The sequence below is a fragment of the Leuconostoc suionicum genome (genome assembly GCF_001891125.1).
Classification (GTDB): domain Bacteria; phylum Bacillota; class Bacilli; order Lactobacillales; family Lactobacillaceae; genus Leuconostoc; species Leuconostoc suionicum.
Genome location: NZ_CP015247.1, coordinates 1483039 through 1501369, shown reverse-complemented (window position 1 = coordinate 1501369; position 18331 = coordinate 1483039). Strand labels below are relative to the sequence as shown.

General features: G+C 36.2%; 15 protein-coding genes and 2 riboswitches. Of the genes, 11 read left to right on the top strand and 4 right to left on the bottom strand.

The genetic code is table 11. The features are described from left to right. The first annotated feature begins 24 nt into the window (after positions 1–24). Positions 25–369 (top strand): phosphoribosyl-ATP diphosphatase, encoded by a 345-nt coding sequence (gene hisE, locus A6B45_RS10365; RefSeq protein WP_072614014.1) that lies wholly within the window; start codon positions 25–27, stop codon positions 367–369. Beyond that, on the top strand, positions 353–1426 hold the full coding sequence (gene hisC / locus A6B45_RS07465) for a histidinol-phosphate transaminase (RefSeq protein WP_072614013.1): 1074 nt from the start codon (positions 353–355) through the stop codon (positions 1424–1426). Before hisE ends, hisC begins: the two co-directional genes overlap by 17 nt. Positions 1427–1465: 39 nt before the next feature. Here the strand turns inward: hisC and tenA are convergent, their stop codons facing one another. Then, the gene (tenA, locus tag A6B45_RS07460) at positions 1466–2170 is read right to left on the bottom strand and encodes a thiaminase II (protein WP_081371182.1); all 705 of its coding nucleotides are present in this window, start codon (positions 2168–2170) and stop codon (positions 1466–1468) included. A gap of 71 nt (positions 2171–2241) precedes the next feature. Beyond that, a riboswitch (TPP riboswitch) is annotated at positions 2242–2344 on the bottom strand. Positions 2345–2472: 128 nt separating this feature from the next. Beyond that, positions 2473–2562: riboswitch (TPP riboswitch) on the top strand. Positions 2563–2685: 123 nt separating this feature from the next. On the opposite strand from tenA, the gene A6B45_RS07455 reads away from it, so the two are divergent. From A6B45_RS07455 to A6B45_RS07440, 4 genes are read left to right on the top strand one after another with little or no spacing between them, the layout of a single operon-like run. Next, a complete protein-coding gene (locus A6B45_RS07455) occupies positions 2686–3276 on the top strand; it encodes an ECF transporter S component (protein ID WP_072614011.1) in 591 nt (196 codons plus the stop codon). 13 nt (positions 3277–3289) lie between these two features. Continuing rightward, complete coding sequence (locus A6B45_RS07450; protein ID WP_072614010.1) at positions 3290–4693, top strand: ABC transporter ATP-binding protein; 1404 nt, start codon at positions 3290–3292, stop codon at positions 4691–4693. Then, positions 4690–5358, top strand: coding sequence for an energy-coupling factor transporter transmembrane component T family protein (locus A6B45_RS07445; protein ID WP_072614009.1), 669 nt, complete (start codon positions 4690–4692; stop codon positions 5356–5358). The genes A6B45_RS07450 and A6B45_RS07445 overlap by 4 nt, the downstream gene beginning before the upstream one ends. Positions 5359–5380: 22 nt before the next feature. Next, positions 5381–5899 carry a YiiX/YebB-like N1pC/P60 family cysteine hydrolase gene (locus A6B45_RS07440; protein ID WP_072614008.1) on the top strand — a complete coding sequence of 173 codons (519 nt, stop codon included), beginning with the start codon at positions 5381–5383 and terminating at the stop codon, positions 5897–5899. 93 nt (positions 5900–5992) lie between these two features. Here the strand turns inward: A6B45_RS07440 and nadE are convergent, their stop codons facing one another. Both nadE and A6B45_RS07430 read right to left on the bottom strand, forming a co-directional pair. Further along, a complete protein-coding gene (gene nadE, locus A6B45_RS07435; protein ID WP_072614007.1) occupies positions 5993–6814 on the bottom strand; it encodes an ammonia-dependent NAD(+) synthetase in 822 nt (273 codons plus the stop codon). Further along, complete coding sequence (locus A6B45_RS07430; RefSeq protein WP_072614006.1) at positions 6811–8253, bottom strand: nicotinate phosphoribosyltransferase; 1443 nt, start codon at positions 8251–8253, stop codon at positions 6811–6813. The genes nadE and A6B45_RS07430 overlap by 4 nt, the downstream gene beginning before the upstream one ends. 296 nt (positions 8254–8549) lie before the next feature. Between A6B45_RS07430 and nrdD the strand changes: the two genes are divergently transcribed. Together nrdD and nrdG are read left to right on the top strand one after the other, a co-directional pair. Continuing rightward, a complete protein-coding gene (gene nrdD, locus A6B45_RS07425) occupies positions 8550–10760 on the top strand; it encodes an anaerobic ribonucleoside-triphosphate reductase (RefSeq protein WP_072614005.1) in 2211 nt (736 codons plus the stop codon). Continuing rightward, complete coding sequence (nrdG, locus tag A6B45_RS07420) at positions 10696–11277, top strand: anaerobic ribonucleoside-triphosphate reductase activating protein (protein WP_002815265.1); 582 nt, start codon at positions 10696–10698, stop codon at positions 11275–11277. Before nrdD ends, nrdG begins: the two co-directional genes overlap by 65 nt. Positions 11278–11357: 80 nt before the next feature. Here nrdG and A6B45_RS07415 read toward each other — a convergent pair whose 3' ends face one another. After that, positions 11358–12470 carry a helix-turn-helix domain-containing protein gene (locus A6B45_RS07415; RefSeq protein ID WP_072614004.1) on the bottom strand — a complete coding sequence of 371 codons (1113 nt, stop codon included), beginning with the start codon at positions 12468–12470 and terminating at the stop codon, positions 11358–11360. A 466-nt stretch (positions 12471–12936) separates the two neighbouring features. Here A6B45_RS07415 and A6B45_RS07410 point away from each other — a divergent pair, with 466 nt between their 5' ends. Genes A6B45_RS07410 through A6B45_RS07400 form a run of 3 tightly spaced genes read left to right on the top strand, consistent with a single transcriptional unit; the run spans position 12937 to position 18258 of the window. Further along, positions 12937–15621 carry a SpaA isopeptide-forming pilin-related protein gene (locus A6B45_RS07410; RefSeq protein WP_072614003.1) on the top strand — a complete coding sequence of 895 codons (2685 nt, stop codon included), beginning with the start codon at positions 12937–12939 and terminating at the stop codon, positions 15619–15621. Further along, a complete protein-coding gene (locus A6B45_RS07405) occupies positions 15618–16742 on the top strand; it encodes a prealbumin-like fold domain-containing protein (protein ID WP_072614002.1) in 1125 nt (374 codons plus the stop codon). The genes A6B45_RS07410 and A6B45_RS07405 overlap by 4 nt, the downstream gene beginning before the upstream one ends. Continuing rightward, complete coding sequence (locus tag A6B45_RS07400; protein WP_072614001.1) at positions 16732–18258, top strand: SpaH/EbpB family LPXTG-anchored major pilin; 1527 nt, start codon at positions 16732–16734, stop codon at positions 18256–18258. The genes A6B45_RS07405 and A6B45_RS07400 overlap by 11 nt, the downstream gene beginning before the upstream one ends. The last annotated feature ends 73 nt before the right edge of the window (positions 18259–18331 follow it).

Below are 18331 nucleotides of genomic sequence, written 5' to 3'. Positions count from 1 at the left end.
ATACCACACCAAAAAGGAGAAATGATGCCACAACAAACAATTGAAGAACTTTATGAACAAGCACTTGATCGCAAACAAAATCCCCAAACAGGATCCTATACTGATTATCTATATCAAAAAGGATTAGATAAAATCCTAAAAAAAGTAGGAGAAGAAAGCACGGAAGTAATTCTCGGCGCCAAAAATAATAATGAAGAGTTAATTTATGAAACTTCAGATTTATTGTTTCATTTAATGGTCTTATTAGTTGAAAAGGGTGTCAGTTTAGATGATATTAAAGATGAATTAGGGTCACGTTTAGGAAAAAAATCATTATTGCATGAACGAGCTGATTGGCGAGGAGACAAGAAAAATGAAAAAGACAGTTAAAGCTTTAGCAGCTTATCAAGCAGAATTACCAGTAGAAACTGTAAAAGCAAAGTACGGCTTGCAACATTTAGCTCGCTTATCAGCTAATGAGTCTGTATACGGTCCATCGCCAAAAGTTGCTCAAGCTGTACGTGCTGTTTCAGATGATATTTTAGGTTATTATCCAGATGGGCAAGCGACAGAACTACGTGAAGCAGTAGCTAAGTTAAATCACGTTGATCCACAACATTTGGTGTTTGGCGCTGGCGCAGATGAATTGATTGAGCTGTTGACTCGTGTTGTGTTGGAACCAGGATCAAATATTATTATTCCTAATCCAACATTTGGTGAATATGCGATGCATGCACAAATCGAACAGTCTACAACAAAAAAAATACCCGTTAATGTTGACAATGGGCATGTTGATTTTGATGCGATTTTAGATGCTATTGATGATAAAACCGCTATGGTATGGATAGCTAACCCCAACAATCCAACGGGGGTATTCGAAACAACTAGCTCCATTAAGCGCTTTTTGGACAAGCTACCAGTAAATATTACGTTAGTAGTAGACGAAGCCTACTATGATTTTGTAGATGAACCTGATGCTACTATGGCACCTTTGGTAGCTGAGTATACAAACTTGGTTGTGCTACGTACCTTATCAAAGGCTTACGGTCTAGCTAATTTACGTGTTGGATATGGCATTATGCAAGATCCCCTTTATAGTGCGATGCAAGCAGTCCGTTTACCGTATAATTTATCAACCTATCAGATTGCTGGCGGCACGGCTGCTGTATTGGATCAAGAATACTTACAGAAAAATGCCCAACGTTTTCAAGTAGAGCGCCAAAAGTTCCAAGAATTTTTGACTCAAAACAAGTTTAAGTTTTATGAATCACAGGCTAATTTTATTTGGATAAAGGTTGGCGAGACGAAAAAGGTTGGTCAAAAATTATTAGAACAAGGTTTCCAAGTCAACGATCGACTTAATCCTGAGTGGATTCGTATTGCGTTAGGTACACCAGAAGACAATGCTGAATTAAAATTGGCTTTTTTGAAAGCTACAAACAAATAATTTTGTGTTATTAAATTTCACTTCTTTACATCAATATCCTTACAAAGTGTTTGCCTGATTTAATACATCTTTGAAGCGCCAGTCTTCTTGGTGGTAGGCTTGTTCCCAGAACTGCCATTCTAATTCACAACTTTTAAGAAAAAACTGTTTTGCCTGTTGGCGTTGTTGAGTTGTTGCATTTTCTGCCAAGCGATCTATCCATTCAAAGATTTTGTCGGATAGTGAAACTTCCGAATCATCATCTGCATTATCGTAAAAATCAATCCAGCTTTTGAATGGGTTATCATTTGTGTTCGCTTTCTCCCGAACTTGTTTTTTTGCAATTTCATTATAGGTCCAAGGGCACGCCTGAAAAGCAGCTAGAATATTTAATAAGGATCCGGTGTCAGCCGCACGATACATATGTGATTCGTATAGATATGCTTTAGGTGTTGGCGTGGCGTGTTGTAATCTTTCATATTCGACACCGGCAACCTCACAAAAAACATGATGGGGATGAATTTCGCTATTTAAAATAAAATCAATTGAATCAGCAAAAAATTTCATTTCATTACGATCAGTTAATTTGGTAATGGCATTGGCATAAATTTTGATAAATTCACTAAGATATTGGAAATCTTGTTCGACGTAAAAAATCAAAGCTTCTCGGGGGACGTATCCGTCCGCAATGCCACGAACAAATGCGTGATCATGAATGGCTGTCATAATTGGCGCAGCTTGGGTGCGCAGTTCTTCTGAAAACATAATTTCTCCTAAAATGTTTACATGTCCAACAAAAAAACTCTCTCTTGACTAGGCAAAAAAGAGTATCTTTTGTAAAAAGAATACCACTTTCCTACGCTAGCATTGACTAGATCAGGTTCGAAGGGATTGATAAGTAATATCATCTCAGCCAAGAAGGCACCCCTAGTGGACAGCATATATTTTTTTAATGAGATTAGCATAGCACTGAAATATTAAAATTGCAAATGGTTTTATAGCTCAGTTAATGGGCTAAAAATTTTTGCATTTAAAATTAGAATGGGTTATACTGATCCACGAAGTTAATATTTTATCTGGGGTACCGTAAGGTTGAGATAATACCCATTGAACCTGTCAGGTTAATACCTGCGAAGGAAGAATAAGTTAGATTAAGATGTCTTTTTGATGCCATCAATCACTAAATTCTTTTGTGGTTGGTGGCTTTTTGTATAGACACTTATAACTATAAAAGGTATTTTATCGAAACATACGACCTCGAAACAAGAGGAGAGATGTTTATGGAACAAGTAGAAACAGTAACAGCGGGATCAAAAGGGAAGTGGTCTTTGCGAGAAGTAATTTTAATGGCGTTGATTGGTATTGCCTTTGGTGTGATTTATTTTATTATGGATCCAGTGTACACAGCACTTGATGCTGTCTTAGTTCCACTTGGGTTACACCAATACACCATCGCAATCACTATTGGGCCATGGATGATGGCAGCCCCATTGGCTAGTTATTTATTGAAACGTGTTGGTGCGGGATTAATAGGTGAATTGCTTGGCGCCACTGGAGAAGCCTTGTTGGGCGGCTATTGGGGTGTTGCAACACTAATTTCTGGATTTATTCAAGGTATCGGATCAGAACTTGGTTTTACCTTGACAGGATATAAAAGCTGGAAAATGGGTTTGATTTTATCAACATTTACCGGAACATGCGTGACATTCATCTGGTCATTATTCCACGACGGATATCTACAATTTAATTTTGGTATGCTAGTTGGGTTGTTTATTGTTCGCTGGATTTCAATTGCATTTTTTGCCGGTCTATTAGTTTACTGGATTGTCAACTTGCTAGAGAAGTCTAAATTATTAAAAACAAATCGATAAGGTCAATAAAAGTATGACGGAATTAAAGGCCAATCATTTAGATATTAAATTTGACGATGAAATTATCTTAGAAGATATTTCACTCGAGATTAGACCAGAACAATTTATATTATTAGTTGGTTCATCTGGATGTGGTAAATCAACTTTGATGACTGCCTTAGCTGGATTATATCCTAAATATGGCGGCGAATTGTCACAGAAGGTGTCTTTGAATCATCAGTCAATTGCTCAAATCAAAGCGAACCATCGTGCTAAAAAAGTTGCCATGCTATTTCAGCATCCAGATCAACAATTTGCCATGGATCACGTAGAAGATGAATTGATTTTTTCGTTAGAAAATTTATCTTTAACTACCGAGGAAATTGATAAGAGAATTAATTCTGCTTTATCAGAAGTAGGAATTGAATCGCTACGACACCGAGAACTTTCATACTTGTCAGGTGGCGAATTGCAAAAGGTTGCTTTAGCTGAAACATTAGCGATGGGCGCAGAAATTATTTTATTGGATGAACCTTTTGCGGCCGTTGATCCAGAACATCGACAGGAGTTACAAGTATTGCTAAAAAAATTAGTTGATCAGGGGCATGGCATTTTAGTTTCAGATCACGACACAAGTGGATATGAAAACCTTATAACAGATTTATATCGTATTGAAAATCGACATATAGCACCTGTTGATTCTACAGTTTGGTCTTCTTTTTTTAAACAAGATGTAAATGATGGTATTGTTACTAATAATGACTTTAATGAGTCTGTGTTTAGTATGGCACATGTGACGGTAAACAACGGTAAGCAATCCATTTTGAAGAATAGCAGTTTTGAGTGGGCAAAAGATAAAATCACCTTAATTACTGGACCCAACGGTATTGGGAAATCAAGCTTACTGCTTACTTTTGCAAAATTACACGATTATGAGGGTTTGTTGTTGTATCAAAGGAAGCTACTCAATAAACTTCGTAAGAAAATATATGCTAGGAAAGTTGGTTTAGTATTTCAAAATGCAGCTGACCAATTTTTAAACATTACTGTTTCTGAAGAGGTTGAGCAGGCTAGAGCCCATGGCCATCACGCTGATTATTGGACAACTGAGAAGATTGACCAGTGCATCCAAAAGTTAAATTTAATAGGTCTTGGAAAGCATAGTGTTTACGAATTGTCAGGTGGACAACAAAAAAAGCTACAAATACTGATTATGTTAATTATTGCACCCGATACCTTGCTGTTAGATGAGCCATTATCAGGATTGGATACGAATTCTATTCAACATCTCATGCAAATCATTAAACAGTCGTCAAATGACCTTGAACAAAGTATTATCATGATTTCACACCAAACACACGGCATTATTCAATATATTGATTATCATGTTCACTTTAATCAAGATGGTTTGAAATATGAAAGTGTAGTTAATTCATGAATGAAACACAGAAATTACTATTAGTGTTGCTTATTTCGATAGAAATTGCGTTCACAAAATCAGTTTATCTCAATCTGTTTTTAATTATTGTTAGTATTTTGATTTTAATAGTGACTAAAAGCCATTTGAAAACTTTTGCTCGATTATTGATTGTATCAATTTTGCCGGCAGTCGGATCATTCACATCATTTTATTTTTTTGGTGCAGGAGACGAATCACAACGATTACATTTTGCACTAGTAATGACCACACGTGTAGGTGCTTATATATTCATGGGTGCGGCATTTATGTCGACTATGGTTTTGTACGAATTATTACGTTCTCTTGAACAAAATGTCAAAATGTCCGCAACCTTTGTATATGGCATTCTGGGTGCATTGAGTTTTATTCCCAAAATTATAAATTCAGTTAAAAAGATTCGGGCAGTGGGGCTGATGCGAGGCGAGATCTTGAGTTTTTGGTCGCCTAAACTTTATTTTAAAGCCATTAGTCAAGCATTAATATGGTCAAATAATTTAGCGATGGCTATGACCTCTCATGGCTTTGAAGAAGGTGAAAGCCGTAGTTACCACCGACTATTTCCAACAAAAGTTTCTGGGTGGCTAATCATTGGCGTCGTTATGCTACTTATTCAATACTGTTTATTTGTTATTAAGCTTTGGTAAATAATTGTGTTAAACTGTGATTATGAAATTAAAACAAGCAGATTTACTTTTTGTAAAAAATGGACATAGCGATTTGGATGAAGGTATTGCAGAATCAACGGGAAACTTTGTTCATGTCGCGATATTAGCCGACGAAGAAACTGTCATTCATGCAACAGCTGATTCAGGCGTTTGTTTACAATCGCTTCACCGCTTTTTAGAGAAAAATAAAAGTGCTGATGTTTACCGCACAAATGTTAAAAATACAAAGCAAATTATTATTAATGCTAAAAAGCATTTGGGTAAACCTTATAACTTTTCTTTTCAGCCAGGTACGGACAGCTTCTATTGTTCACAGTTGGTAGTGATAGCCTTTGAAGACTTTGTCAAATTTAGTGAGCAACCAATGTTTTTTGGAGACAGACGAGAACAAATTTCTGACTTTTGGGCTGCTTACTATAAGAAACTAAACGAACCTGTGCCAGTCAATGTTTTGGGAACAAATCCCAATGACATGTCTCACGATTCGCAGTTACATTACGTTGGAAAAATTGACTTATAATTTAAATTACTAAATACTAAAAAAGCCACAATACATAATGATATTGTGGCTTTTTTAGTGGTTATACGGGAATATAACGATAAAATTTTAGAGTTAATAGAACCAAGTGTCATAAATAGTGATTGGTTCGTGACGCTTTTGTTGCGTTGTCAGATACATTTCTTCTATTCGTTCGGCATCAGTGCTTGCCACATCTTTGCCTTCCAAATAATCGTCAATGACATCGTATTTAACGCCCAGCGCAACTTCATCAGGCAACTGTGGGCGTTCATCCTCAAGATCTGCAGTAGGTACTTTGTCGTATAGATGCTTTGGGGCGTGTAATGCTTCGAGAAGTTGCTTTCCTTGTCGTTTATTTAGACGCCACAAAGGGTTAATGTCTGTGCCGCCGTCACCATACTTGGTGAAGAAACCAGCTACGGCTTCAGCTGCGTGATCAGTTCCGATAACGGCACTATTATGCTCGCGAGCAACAGCATACTGGGCAATCATACGTACTTTTGGTTTAATTGAGCCGCGACTCATGTCATCAACGGTTAATCCACCAAGACGCAGTGAATCTACCAGAGCATCGGTTGCATCTTTGATATTTGTTGTTACTATTAAATCAGGTTGGATAAAATCGAGTGCGTCTTGGGCATCATTTTCATCTTGTTGCTCACCGTATGGCTGCCTAATGGCAACAAATTCGAATTTTTGATTAGTTTCAGCCCGTAATTCAGCAATAGCGAGTTGGCCAATTTTACCAGCAAGTGTGGAGTCTTGCCCACCACTTACTGCAATAGCTAAACCGGTGTAAGTGCTGTGAGTGAGATACTGTTTCAGAAAATTCACAGAGCGCTTGATTTCAAGATTTGGGTCAATAACGGGCTGAACGTGCAGATCAGCAATTATTTTAGATTGTAAAGGTCTCATTTGGTCATCTCCTGTATATTGTTTCGAATGTCATGAATTAAATTCATTTTAGCATCATATAGCTTTTGAGATAAGTCAACAGGATAGGTTTCAGGATTCAATATACGTTTATACTCATCCCATAGATCGTTTAACGAATGTTTGGCGTAGTTTTTAATTGTAATAATATCAGGCAAATCATAAACTAGGTCGCCTTTAACAAAAATATCATGTAGCATCGGTTGTGCATCGAAATTTTTAATGTTCTTAGAAATAACAGGATGATTGGGATCAAACATGTGCAACGTTTCCAATTGGCTTGGATTTTCATCATCGAAAGTCAAATAATCACCCTCAGATTTGCCATCTTTACTATCTGTTATTCGCCAAACTTGCTTTTTTCCAGGGGTTGAAATTTTTTCAACGTTGTTTGACAATTTAATCGTGTCGTCGCCGTCGATACTAACCATCTTGTATACCGCACCTAAGGCAGGTTGATCATATGCTGTGATTAATTTTGTGCCAATTCCCCAGACATCAATTTTTGCACCCTGAATTTTAAGATTTAAAATAGTGTTTTCGTCTAAATCATTTGATGCATAAATTTTTGCATTAGTGAATCCTGCTTCATCTAACATGATACGAACTTTTTTAGATAGGTACGCCATATCGCCTGAATCAATTCGAACCCCTTGGAAATTAATCTTATTTCCAAATTCACGGGCTACTTTGATAGCGTTTGGAACACCAGATTTTAGTGTATCAAATGTATCTACTAGAAAAACAACATTTTTATGTGTTTCTGCGTAGGCATGAAAAGCATCATAATCGTTGTGGTAAGCTTGAACAAGCGCATGAGCATGTGTGCCGGAAATAGGAATATTGAATAGTTTTCCTGCACGAACATTAGATGTAGCATCAAAGCCACCAATAAAAGCAGCACGGGTACCCCAAAGCGCAGCGTCCAGTTCCTGAGCGCGACGTGTACCAAACTCTAATAGAGGGTCACCATTTGTTACACTAGCAATACGAGCCGCTTTAGTAGCAATCAATGTCTGAAAGTTGATAATATTGAGCAGTAAGGTTTCCAACAATTGAGCATCTACCAGAGGTCCTTCAACTTGCAAAAGCGGTTCGTTGTTGAACATCACTTCACCTTCATAAGCCGAGCGTATTGTTGCAGTCAAATGCCAGTTTTTGAGATATGTTAAAAATTCGGTGTCGTATAGGTCTAATGATTGTAAATAATCAATATCATCATCAGTAAATTTCAGTTGATTTAATATTTTGACAATTCGTTCTAAACCACTAAAAATAACATAGCCATTATTAAAAGGCATTTTACGGAAATACGCCTCAAAAACAACGGGTTTTTGATCAATGCCTTGTTTCCAGTAAGTATAAATCATATTAATTTGGTAGGCATCCGTATGGAGCACCAGAGAGTCATCAGAATACATGTTCAAGTCCTTTCCTTCCATTATAACAATATTTTTTAGTTGTTACTTAAATTAATAAGTATTAATTTAAGTAACGACTTGATTGAAGTGACATACTCAAATATTTAATTCTTGTAATGATTTTACAAGATGATTAAATTTTATAATGCCTTAATTCTTTTAGGACTATTGAACAGTGGATTTCTAAATTAAATTTCAAAACGGGACACTCTTTGTCCTATTCTAATTGAAAAAATAGTTGTAGTATTTAAGTTATAGCAATTCAAAAAAATAGCACTGGAGGAAATAGTTTAGTAATGAACAATATGATTAAACTTATGAAGTTACCTGATTTAACAGTAATCAAGCATAGCGGTGAGGGAACACAATTCTATGCTTATAAAATTAATTTTATTTTAGAGAAGCTCAATTTATCAGAAAATATTATCAACGATATCAACCGTGATTTATATCAAATGTTGGCGAACCAAGCGAGTATCACAACAATAGAAATTCGCAATTTGTTAATTTCCTTACTTAAAAAATATGAACAGTTGGATGCTGTGGATGCTTATAATTCATACTATGTAGCAGACCAACAAAAATTCTCCGATGCTTCAGATGTTCAAAAACGCATAGAGAAACTTTTTGCCCAAGATGAGAGTGTCGTCCATGAAAATGCCAATAAGGATAGTCGCGTATTCAACACGCAACGTGATTTGGAAGCGGGAGCAGCAAGTCGTGCGTTAGGATTACAAATGCTGCCACCTTTGGTAGCCAAAGCACATTTACGTGGGGATATTCATTGGCACGATTTGGATTATTCACCAGTCACACCAGCTACCAATTGTTGTTTGATTGATTTTGAAAACTTGTTAACAAACGGCTATAAAATTGGAAATGCGTGGGTAGATTCACCACATTCTATTCAAACTGCTACTGCGCAAATGGCTCAAATTATTGCCAACGTCGCATCTTCACAATATGGTGGTTGTTCAGCTAATCGGATTGATCAGTTACTTGCGCCTTATGCACAAATGAACTATGATAAGCACCTTGTTGACGCCAAAAAATGGATTGATGCTGACCGACAAGAAGAGTACGCCAAAGAAAAGACTTGCAAAGATATTTACGATGCGATGCAAGGATTGGAGTATGAAATCAATACGTTGTACTCTTCCCAGGGGCAAACACCATTTACAACTGTTAATTTTGGATTGGGGACAAGCTGGTTAGAGCGGGAAATCCAGAAAGCTATTTTACAGATTCGTATCAAAGGACTAGGGAAAGAACGGCGCACGGCCATTTTCCCAAAACTAATCTTTACTTTGAAAAAAGGGTTGAATTTTAGTCCAGAAGATCCAAACTACGATATTAAGCAATTAGCTTTGGAATGTTCAACCAAACGTATGTATCCTGATTTATTAATGTACGATAAAATTGTTGAATTGACAGGTAGTTTCAAAACACCAATGGGTTGCCGTTCATTCTTACAAGGTTGGGAAGATGAAACAGGCGTTGAAGTTAATTCTGGACGTATGAATTTGGGTGTTGTTTCCGTTAACTTACCACGTATTTCTCTGTTTGCTAAAGGTGATATGAATCTATTCTGGAAGATTTTTGATGAAAAAATGGCATTATGCCATGATGCGCTAGCTTACCGGATTGAACGTACCAAAGAAGCTGTACCAGAAAATGCACCATTGCTGTATATGTACGGTGCCTTTGGCAAAAGATTGAAGGCTACTGATAGTGTTGATGAAGTGTTTAAAAACGGTCGCGCTACGATTTCATTAGGATATGTGGGCGTTTATGAAACATGCATTGCATTCTTTGGTCCAGACTGGGAAAAGAATCCGGAAGCACATCAATTTGCTGAAGCAGTTGTTAAAAGAATGCATGATTATTGTCAAGAATGGGAAGCAGAGAGTGGTTATCACTATAGTTTGTATTCGACACCAGCCGAATCTTTGACCGATACATTTTGCCATCTTGACCAAGAAAAATTTGGGGATGTGCCTGACATTACTGACAAGCAGTACTATACCAATAGCTTCCATTATGATGTTAGAAAGCATCCAACACCATTTGAAAAAATATCATTTGAAGAGACGTTTCCAAAATATGCGTCGGGCGGTTTCATTCACTATTGTGAATATCCTAACTTAAAGCAAAACCCGCAAGCCTTAGAAGCCGTTTGGAATTGGGCCTACGACCATGTCGGCTATTTAGGTACCAACACATGCATCGACAAGTGTTTCAAGTGTGGCTTTGCTGGTGAATTCAAGTCAACAGCGCGTGGCTTTATGTGTCCTGAGTGTGGTAACCATGATCCTGAATTGTGTGATGTGGTCAAAAGAACGTGTGGCTATCTAGGGAATCCTCAGCAACGACCAATGGTTCATGGTCGACACGTTGAAATAATTTCACGTCAAAAGAATTTAACTAAGGAGATGATTGAAAATGTCGCGACCTTTGCGAAAACCAAACAATCCGATGCCCAAAGAATGGACCGCACAAAAGTATAGTCAAAATTATGTCGCTGACTATAAAGCCTTCAATTTTGTTGATGGCGAAGGGGTTCGTTGTAGTTTATATGTGAGTGGTTGTTTGTTTTTATGTCCCGGTTGCTACAACGTTGCCGCGCAAAATTTTCATTTTGGACAGCCCTACACACAAGAACTGGAAGACCAAATTATTGAAGATTTGAGTCAAGACTATGTCCAAGGGCTGACGTTGTTAGGTGGGGAACCATTCTTAAACACAGATGTATGTCTACAGCTCTGCCGTCGGATTCGGAAAGAATTTGGCCATTCGAAAGATATTTGGTCGTGGACTGGGTATACATGGGAAGAGCTGGAACAAGAGACCTATGATAAGATGCGGTTATTATCCTTACTAGATATTCTGGTGGATGGTCGCTTCTTGGAAGAAGAAAAAGACTTAACATTACAGTTTAGAGGTAGCGCTAATCAAAGAATTATTGATGTACCTAAATCGTTGGCACAAAATGAGGTTGTGATTTGGGATAAGTTAGTGCGATGATTTATTAATAGTAATTTTTGGGAGATGTGTACACTCGTTTTTTATAAAACGAGTGTACACATTTTTTTATTGATTAATATTTACAAATGAAGTTCTTCATCAAAAAAGTGTTGGCGAAAATGATTAGGAGTTATTCCGGTTATCTCTTTGAAAGTTTTGACAAAATAGCTTGCAGTTGAAAAAGATAGCAAATTTGAAATTTCTAGTAATGTGAGATTCGAAGCAATTAACAACTCTTTTGCCGTATCTATTTTGGTTTGCCTAATGAATTGAGTAATCGTTATTTTATACTCTTTTTTGAAGGCTGGATTAAACGTCTTTTTTGAAGCATTCAGTGCCGTAGCAATGTCATCAAGTGTAATGTTTTCGCTAATATGCTCCTTTATATATTGTTTAATTCTTTGATGAAGCGGTAAGAAATTGTGAATTCTATGGTTCTGCACAATTTTAAAATAATGCCAAGTAACTTCTCTAATAACTTGAAAAAAATTCAGAAACTGAGGAGATAGTTCAATTTCTTGCACAAGCTCATTGTGCAATTGAAATGCTGATTCGACGGGGTACCCCCATTGTATAATCGCTCGGTTTAAAACGGAAACATAGGAAATAAGCGTATCTTTTTCGCCTCTAATCATGTTGTTGGAAGCAAAACGTTCACCAATTATTTTTAAACGTGACAACTTTTCAAGCGCTGTGATTAAATTGGCTTTACGTGAATAAACAATTGACTTGATAATATCGGTTTCTGTATTAAAAAATATTTTTGGATTAAAGGGTTCATTGCTCTCTTTTTTGATGTGGAGTTTATCTGAAAACTTTGTAATGTGGACCTCTTCTTCTGGCGCATCGTTAGAATTATATAAAGTATAGATAATTTGAGAAATGGATTTTAGATTTGAAAGAGAATGTAACATCATTAGCTCACTACTCGTTGATAGTGGGTCGTCGTATTTAAAAGAGAAGCAAACGATGCTTTCTTCATTGACATGGCAAGTTAAAATATGACCAGAATTATAGTCTAGCGATTGATAAATGTGATTTGTGAGCAGCTCAATATTATCAATTAATAAATTCACAACATTTTTATTGGAATTATTAGTAGATTCATCTAAGTAATTTACTTGTTTTGTGGCAATGTCAATCAAAATAACATCAGCATTTAAAATGTTTGCTAACTTTTTAATATCTTTCATTACTTCTCCCGGAAATTACATTTAATCGTTAAACGTGTGGTTAAGATTTGTTCTCTCTTTATAAAATATTATTATTCATAATTGTATAAAAACTATTAAGTAATAAATATAACATCAGGAGGCAAAATATCTTTTTTTGATATAAACTACCTTTTTTTATCATGAAATCATAAAAGAATTCATACATAATATGAAGTACTTGTGATCATACAGCTTAATTTAGAGAGAATAATCACATGTAATTTGTAGAGAAAGGTGGATGACTAATAGAGAATCATATTTTATATTTACAGATTCTTTAATTGGTGAAAGTCATAATATATTTTAGCCTGTACTAAACTTTTATCAAAAGAGTTTGCGTTTTTAAAATTGCGAGTCTTAATACAAATTTGCAATTTTAACACTTTGTGAGAGAAGTGATGTTTTTTAAAACAAGAACACTGAAGAGTTCTTAGAAGGGAGAAATATGAAAAATAACATTCACAAGATTGTGAACGGTTTATTTCTGCGTGTCTTTGGGATTTTGTTGATATTGTCAACATTAGTAGTAAATGCGTTGATGATACCATTGACTACAGTATCTGCTGCGAGTGATATTACGCCACAGTATACGAGTAATAGTACAGGCGTATTTCCCACTAATTCGTGGACTATTCCAGGTCAAAATACGGTGATAAATCATCAAGGTGGAGATACTAGTAATAGCTGGGACAAGAACAGCAGTTGGAATGGGGATTCATCTGATACATCAAAATCATATTTGAAATTTGGTACGGATACTAGTAACCCAGATTATCAAATTCGGAAGTATGCTAAAGAAACATCTACACCAGGATTATACGATGTCTACTTGAATGCTAAAGGCAATGAAGTTAAGAACATTAAACCGATCGATATTGTTTTAGTTGTTGATATGTCGGGATCAATGAACTCATCTGTAAATGGTGGAAATGACCGAGTTGGTGCAGCTCGTCAAGGTGTTAAAAATTTCTTGAAAACCATTAACGATGCCGGAATCGGTCAGTACGTTAATGTCGGTGTAGTTGGCTTTTCCAGTCCAGATTATATAAGTAGTTCAGGAACGCTGTCTGAAAATATTGATGCATCTGATAATCAAGCGCATATAACGAGAATTAATAATTTATTAGCTAACGACTTTACAGGTGGAACTTTCACACAATTAGGAATTCGTACAGGTCAAAGCATGCTCGCTAGTGACAGTAATGATCACAAGAAAATGATGATCTTGTTAACTGATGGAGTGCCTACATTTTCATACAAGGTTACTGGGGCAACGACTATTAATGGAACAGATTATGGGACAGCATTCGGTACAAATCGAGACGAACCAGGATTTACTTCTCAGTTATGGAAAGCAAGTGGAAATAGTAGAACACCCTCATCGTATAACGTTTCTGGGAAAACTATTAAGGATACTTGGCCAGCAACATTAGGTGAATCATTAATTGCAAAAAATCAAAGTACCGAATTACATGCATTGGGCATTCAGTTATCCAAAGATGTAGGTTATACAAATAATAATAGCTATACATACTTAACTGATAGCCAAGTACGTGATCGGATGAAGCTATTGGCCTCTCCTGGTCTTTATCAAGATGCTAACAGTGCAGCTGATGTAGAAACGTATTTGAAAAATCAAGCAAAAGATGTTCTGAGTCAATTCAACACGGTCAACCAAGGCAGTATTTCAGATCCGTTAGGTTCTCAATTTATCTATGGGGATGACACGCCGACTGTTAAGAGTGTAGGAAGTAGTGTTGTTCAGAATTTACCAACAGTTACCAAATCAAACGGAAGTATCTCTGTAAGTAATATTAATCTGGGGAAAGATCAAGAAATTCAAATACATTATCAGGTTCATTTAAATACTGAATCAGATAATTTTAAACCGGATTACTGGTATCAGATGAATGGCAAAACAACATTTACACCGACAAAGGATAGTAATGCTGTCGAATTTGGTGTTCCCTCTGCTAAAGCACCTGGAACGGAGCTAAAAGTTACCAAGCAATGGCAAGAATTGCTTGATTCATCGAAGCGACCAGATAGTATTAATTTTGAAGTAACGCGAACTGCGAACAACCAATCAAATGATTGGCGGGCCACTGGTACTTTGGGTAAATCGGATAATTGGTCTAAAACTTTCAAACAGTTGAATAGAAATAATCAATTGATTTCGTTACCAGCTTATGATAACAAAGGTGGAACGTTCAATTATCAGGTGCTAAACGAAAGTACGGATGGTTATGTTTCAAGCATTACTAACAAAACAAATGAGTCAACGATAACAAATACACAATATGGTTTGATTATTGATAAGTATGCAAGTAACTCGAAAAATAAACTCACTGGAGCTGAATTTATTGTTAAATCAGCAGATGGCAAGCAGTCCTATACATTAACAGATAATCAGTTACAGCAACTGACACCAGGGGATTACACCATTCAAGAAACTAAAAGTCCATCTGGATATCAACTTGATTCTACGGTTTATCCAATAACACTATCGCAAGATGGGAAATGGTCAAGTAGCGGTCAAGGTATTAATGTGAAATCACCAACCACTGATGGCAACGGCTATAAAGATGGTTTTTCTATTGCTACTGATAAATCAAACAATACTGATAATAATAATGTTGTTAGATTTGTCAAAAATGATGCTTTCAAAAAGTTTGATCTGACAGTTAATAAAGTTGACAAAACAACTGGAAATGCGCTAAAAGATGCTAAATTCACATTAACTGACTCTGATGGCAAAACATCAGTTTACAAAGAAACCGATCCAACGTCGACTTTCACTTTTGAAAATCTTTCATCAGGAACATATACTTTGAAAGAATCAAAAGCTCCTGATGGATACATTGCTAGTAAAGATGTCACAATAATAATTTCTGATGATGGCAGTGTTAAGATAACTAACAATAATGGCGATTGGAAATCAACTTTACAAAATGATGCAGGTAACAATCAGATTAGCCTAACGGTCAACAATTCAAATAAAACTGTTTTTCCATCTACAGGTGGTACTGGTATTGTGCACTACATGTTGATAGCTGGTGCCTTTATATTAATTGCCTTGGGTGCTAGCGGTTATTATATTTTCCGAATAAAGAGGGGTAACCGATCATGATTAAAAAAATGATTGTGTTTATCATTACCTGTATTTCATTTGGGCTGCTTAGCTTGCAACAAGACAATTTAAAGGTTTTAGCCGATACTGATAACCAATTTACGATAGAATTGCATCATCAGTTGAGTGTGTATGAATCAAATCCAGTATCCTATACTCCTGGCAGTCACGTAACATTTCAATTGTATGATTTGACGGCTGATTACCAGAAGCATGAAGATGATGAAAATTATTTTGAAGATTTGAAATCTCAAAATCAGGGTATTCAAAATTATATTCAAGATCATCATATTCGTTTAATTGATACTAAAAGTACTGACGCCAATGGACAGGCAACATTTCATATTTCAAAAGAATATGGAAAAGCTTATCTTATTGTACAACAAAAGAGTAGCCAACTTGAAAATAATGGATTGTCCTATGAGCAGGTTAGTGATCCAGTTGCATTTTCGCTAAGCAACCAAGATATAGATAAAAACAAAATTGAAATCGAGACCAAATCTGCTATTGTCACACGCATACCATATTTTTTTAAATATGGAAAAACGCTTGACCATAAAGAATTACCATTAGCAGGTGTCAAATTTGTGTTGTATAAAACAGTTGACAACCAAAAAAAATATTTGACTAATGATGATAGTTGGAAAACTACTGATGACCCACTACATGAGAAAGAAGTAAAGAAAGTCGTATCTGATGATACCGGTTTAGTTGCTTTGAATAATAGTAAACTACCCGCGGGTCAATATTATTTTCAAGAGGTTCAAACATTAAAGAACTTTGAAATATCTTCTCAGGCACAACACATTAGTGTTAATATTCCAGCAGTCACTAGCTTAGCTAATGTGCCGCCAATTACTGTTAATGGCGAGCCGTTGTCTAAAGTAGCTGCTGGTATGATACCTAATGACGTGTATCAAAATGCAAGTCCGAGAGTTTTGAATTACCAACAGAAGCAACCTACTAAGAAAACACAGTTTAGCTTGCCATTCTTACCAGAAACGGGGATAGCAATTGGTTCAATTTCTTTAGTCGGTTTGTTGATTATTTTATTGGTAATATTGATAAAAATTTATAAGAAGAAATTACAATTAAAAAGGAGTTTTAAAAATGAAAAGTAAATCATGGTCACAAATGGCTAATGCGATTTTACTCGTACTTCCTCTTTTAGTATCAGCCTTGTTTGGTGTTACTAGTGTATCTGCGGACACAACAGATAGTGTTAATGTTACATTGCATAAAAGGGTCTTTGATGAAGGGAAAGTACCGGATAGTAAGACCAACACAGGTGAAGTAGATAATAATTTTGGTGGAACGCCATTAGCTGGTGTTACTTTTACGGCTTATGATGTAACTGACCATTATTTGAACTTACGTTCTAATGGGGACACTGCTGAAAAAGCATCCCAAGAGGTCCAATCAGATGCTACTGATGCTGCACCAAGTTACGCCACAAAAGTTGCAGAAGGTGTAACAGCTGGAGCCGATGGCACAGTAACTTTTTCAAATTTGAAGTCTAAGGACGGCGATAAAGACAAGGTTTACTTGTTTGTTGAAACAAATTCACCAACAAATGTTACACAAAAAGCTGCTCCAATTGTGTTAGCTTTACCCGTTTATAAGTCAGGATCAGACTCAGAAATTAATTCTGATGTTCACGTTTATCCCAAGAACGAACAAACTGATGCTATTACAAAAGATTTAAGTGACGAAAGTAAAAAAGATTTGATTGTGACATTGCCTGATGGATCAAAGGTTTATAACGCCACTTATGGCCAAAAATTTGGTTATCAATTACAAATAGCAGTACCATGGAACATTGCGGATAAAGATACATTTAATGTAGTTGATACACCCAACTTAGGGATTGATGATGATGCTACTACAGTAAAGGTTGCAGGATTAACTGAAGGAACTGATTATACAGTTTCAGCAACTGATGCAACTGACAAAAATGGTAAAGGTTTTAAAATAACGTTTAATCCAACTGCAGCTGCTGTTAAGGCTGCTGCCGGTAAAAAGTTAACAGTTACTTATGATGCTACCTTGACTAATGCTGCTGTTCCTGACAAAGCATTGAACAACACAGCTACGTTAAATATTGGTAACGGAACAGATGTTACTTCTACACCAGTTCAAGGACCTGAAATCTACACTGGTGGTGTGAAATTCGTTAAGCAAGACAAGCAAAGTGCTGCAAAGCTTGCTGGTGCAGAATTCCAGTTGGTTAAGTTAAATGCAAATGGTGACAAAATTGCCTATGCAACGCAAGCAACTGATGGTTCATACACATGGGCATCAAATAATGACTCAGCGACAATATATACATCAAATGATCAAGGATCAGTTGAATTAAAAGGTCTTGAATATTCAACCAAGTTAACGGGTGGTCAAAGTTATGCCCTTGTTGAAACAAAGTCTCCATCTGGTTATGCACTTTTGACAGCTCCTGTTAAGTTTACAGTTACTAAAGGAAGCTATGCTGACAATCAAACAATTACTGTTACGAACATCAAGAAGGGTATCTTACCATCAACTGGTGGTTCTGGTATCTACTTGTTCTTGATTGCAGGTGCACTTTTGATGAGTGGCGCATATGTTTGGAATAAGCGTAATAAAAAGAATCAAAATATTTAATTACATTTGAAAACTAAAGTGCAAACCATATTCGTGGTAAGCACTTTTTTTATAAAAATGAATACCATGTTCA

Coding starts and splice junctions, on each gene's coding strand:
- nrdD (WP_072614005.1), top strand. CDS start 8,550: ATGAACAATATGATTAAACTTATGAAGTTACCTGATTTAACAGTAATC.
- hisE (WP_072614014.1), top strand. CDS start 25: ATGCCACAACAAACAATTGAAGAACTTTATGAACAAGCACTTGATCGC.
- tenA (WP_081371182.1), bottom strand. CDS start 2,170: ATGTTTTCAGAAGAACTGCGCACCCAAGCTGCGCCAATTATGACAGCC.
- A6B45_RS07445 (WP_072614009.1), top strand. CDS start 4,690: ATGAATGAAACACAGAAATTACTATTAGTGTTGCTTATTTCGATAGAA.
- nrdG (WP_002815265.1), top strand. CDS start 10,696: ATGTCGCGACCTTTGCGAAAACCAAACAATCCGATGCCCAAAGAATGG.
- A6B45_RS07455 (WP_072614011.1), top strand. CDS start 2,686: ATGGAACAAGTAGAAACAGTAACAGCGGGATCAAAAGGGAAGTGGTCT.
- A6B45_RS07450 (WP_072614010.1), top strand. CDS start 3,290: ATGACGGAATTAAAGGCCAATCATTTAGATATTAAATTTGACGATGAA.
- A6B45_RS07440 (WP_072614008.1), top strand. CDS start 5,381: ATGAAATTAAAACAAGCAGATTTACTTTTTGTAAAAAATGGACATAGC.
- A6B45_RS07400 (WP_072614001.1), top strand. CDS start 16,732: ATGAAAAGTAAATCATGGTCACAAATGGCTAATGCGATTTTACTCGTA.
- A6B45_RS07430 (WP_072614006.1), bottom strand. CDS start 8,253: ATGTATTCTGATGACTCTCTGGTGCTCCATACGGATGCCTACCAAATT.
- nadE (WP_072614007.1), bottom strand. CDS start 6,814: ATGAGACCTTTACAATCTAAAATAATTGCTGATCTGCACGTTCAGCCC.
- A6B45_RS07410 (WP_072614003.1), top strand. CDS start 12,937: ATGAAAAATAACATTCACAAGATTGTGAACGGTTTATTTCTGCGTGTC.
- A6B45_RS07415 (WP_072614004.1), bottom strand. CDS start 12,470: ATGAAAGATATTAAAAAGTTAGCAAACATTTTAAATGCTGATGTTATT.
- A6B45_RS07405 (WP_072614002.1), top strand. CDS start 15,618: ATGATTAAAAAAATGATTGTGTTTATCATTACCTGTATTTCATTTGGG.
- hisC (WP_072614013.1), top strand. CDS start 353: ATGAAAAAGACAGTTAAAGCTTTAGCAGCTTATCAAGCAGAATTACCA.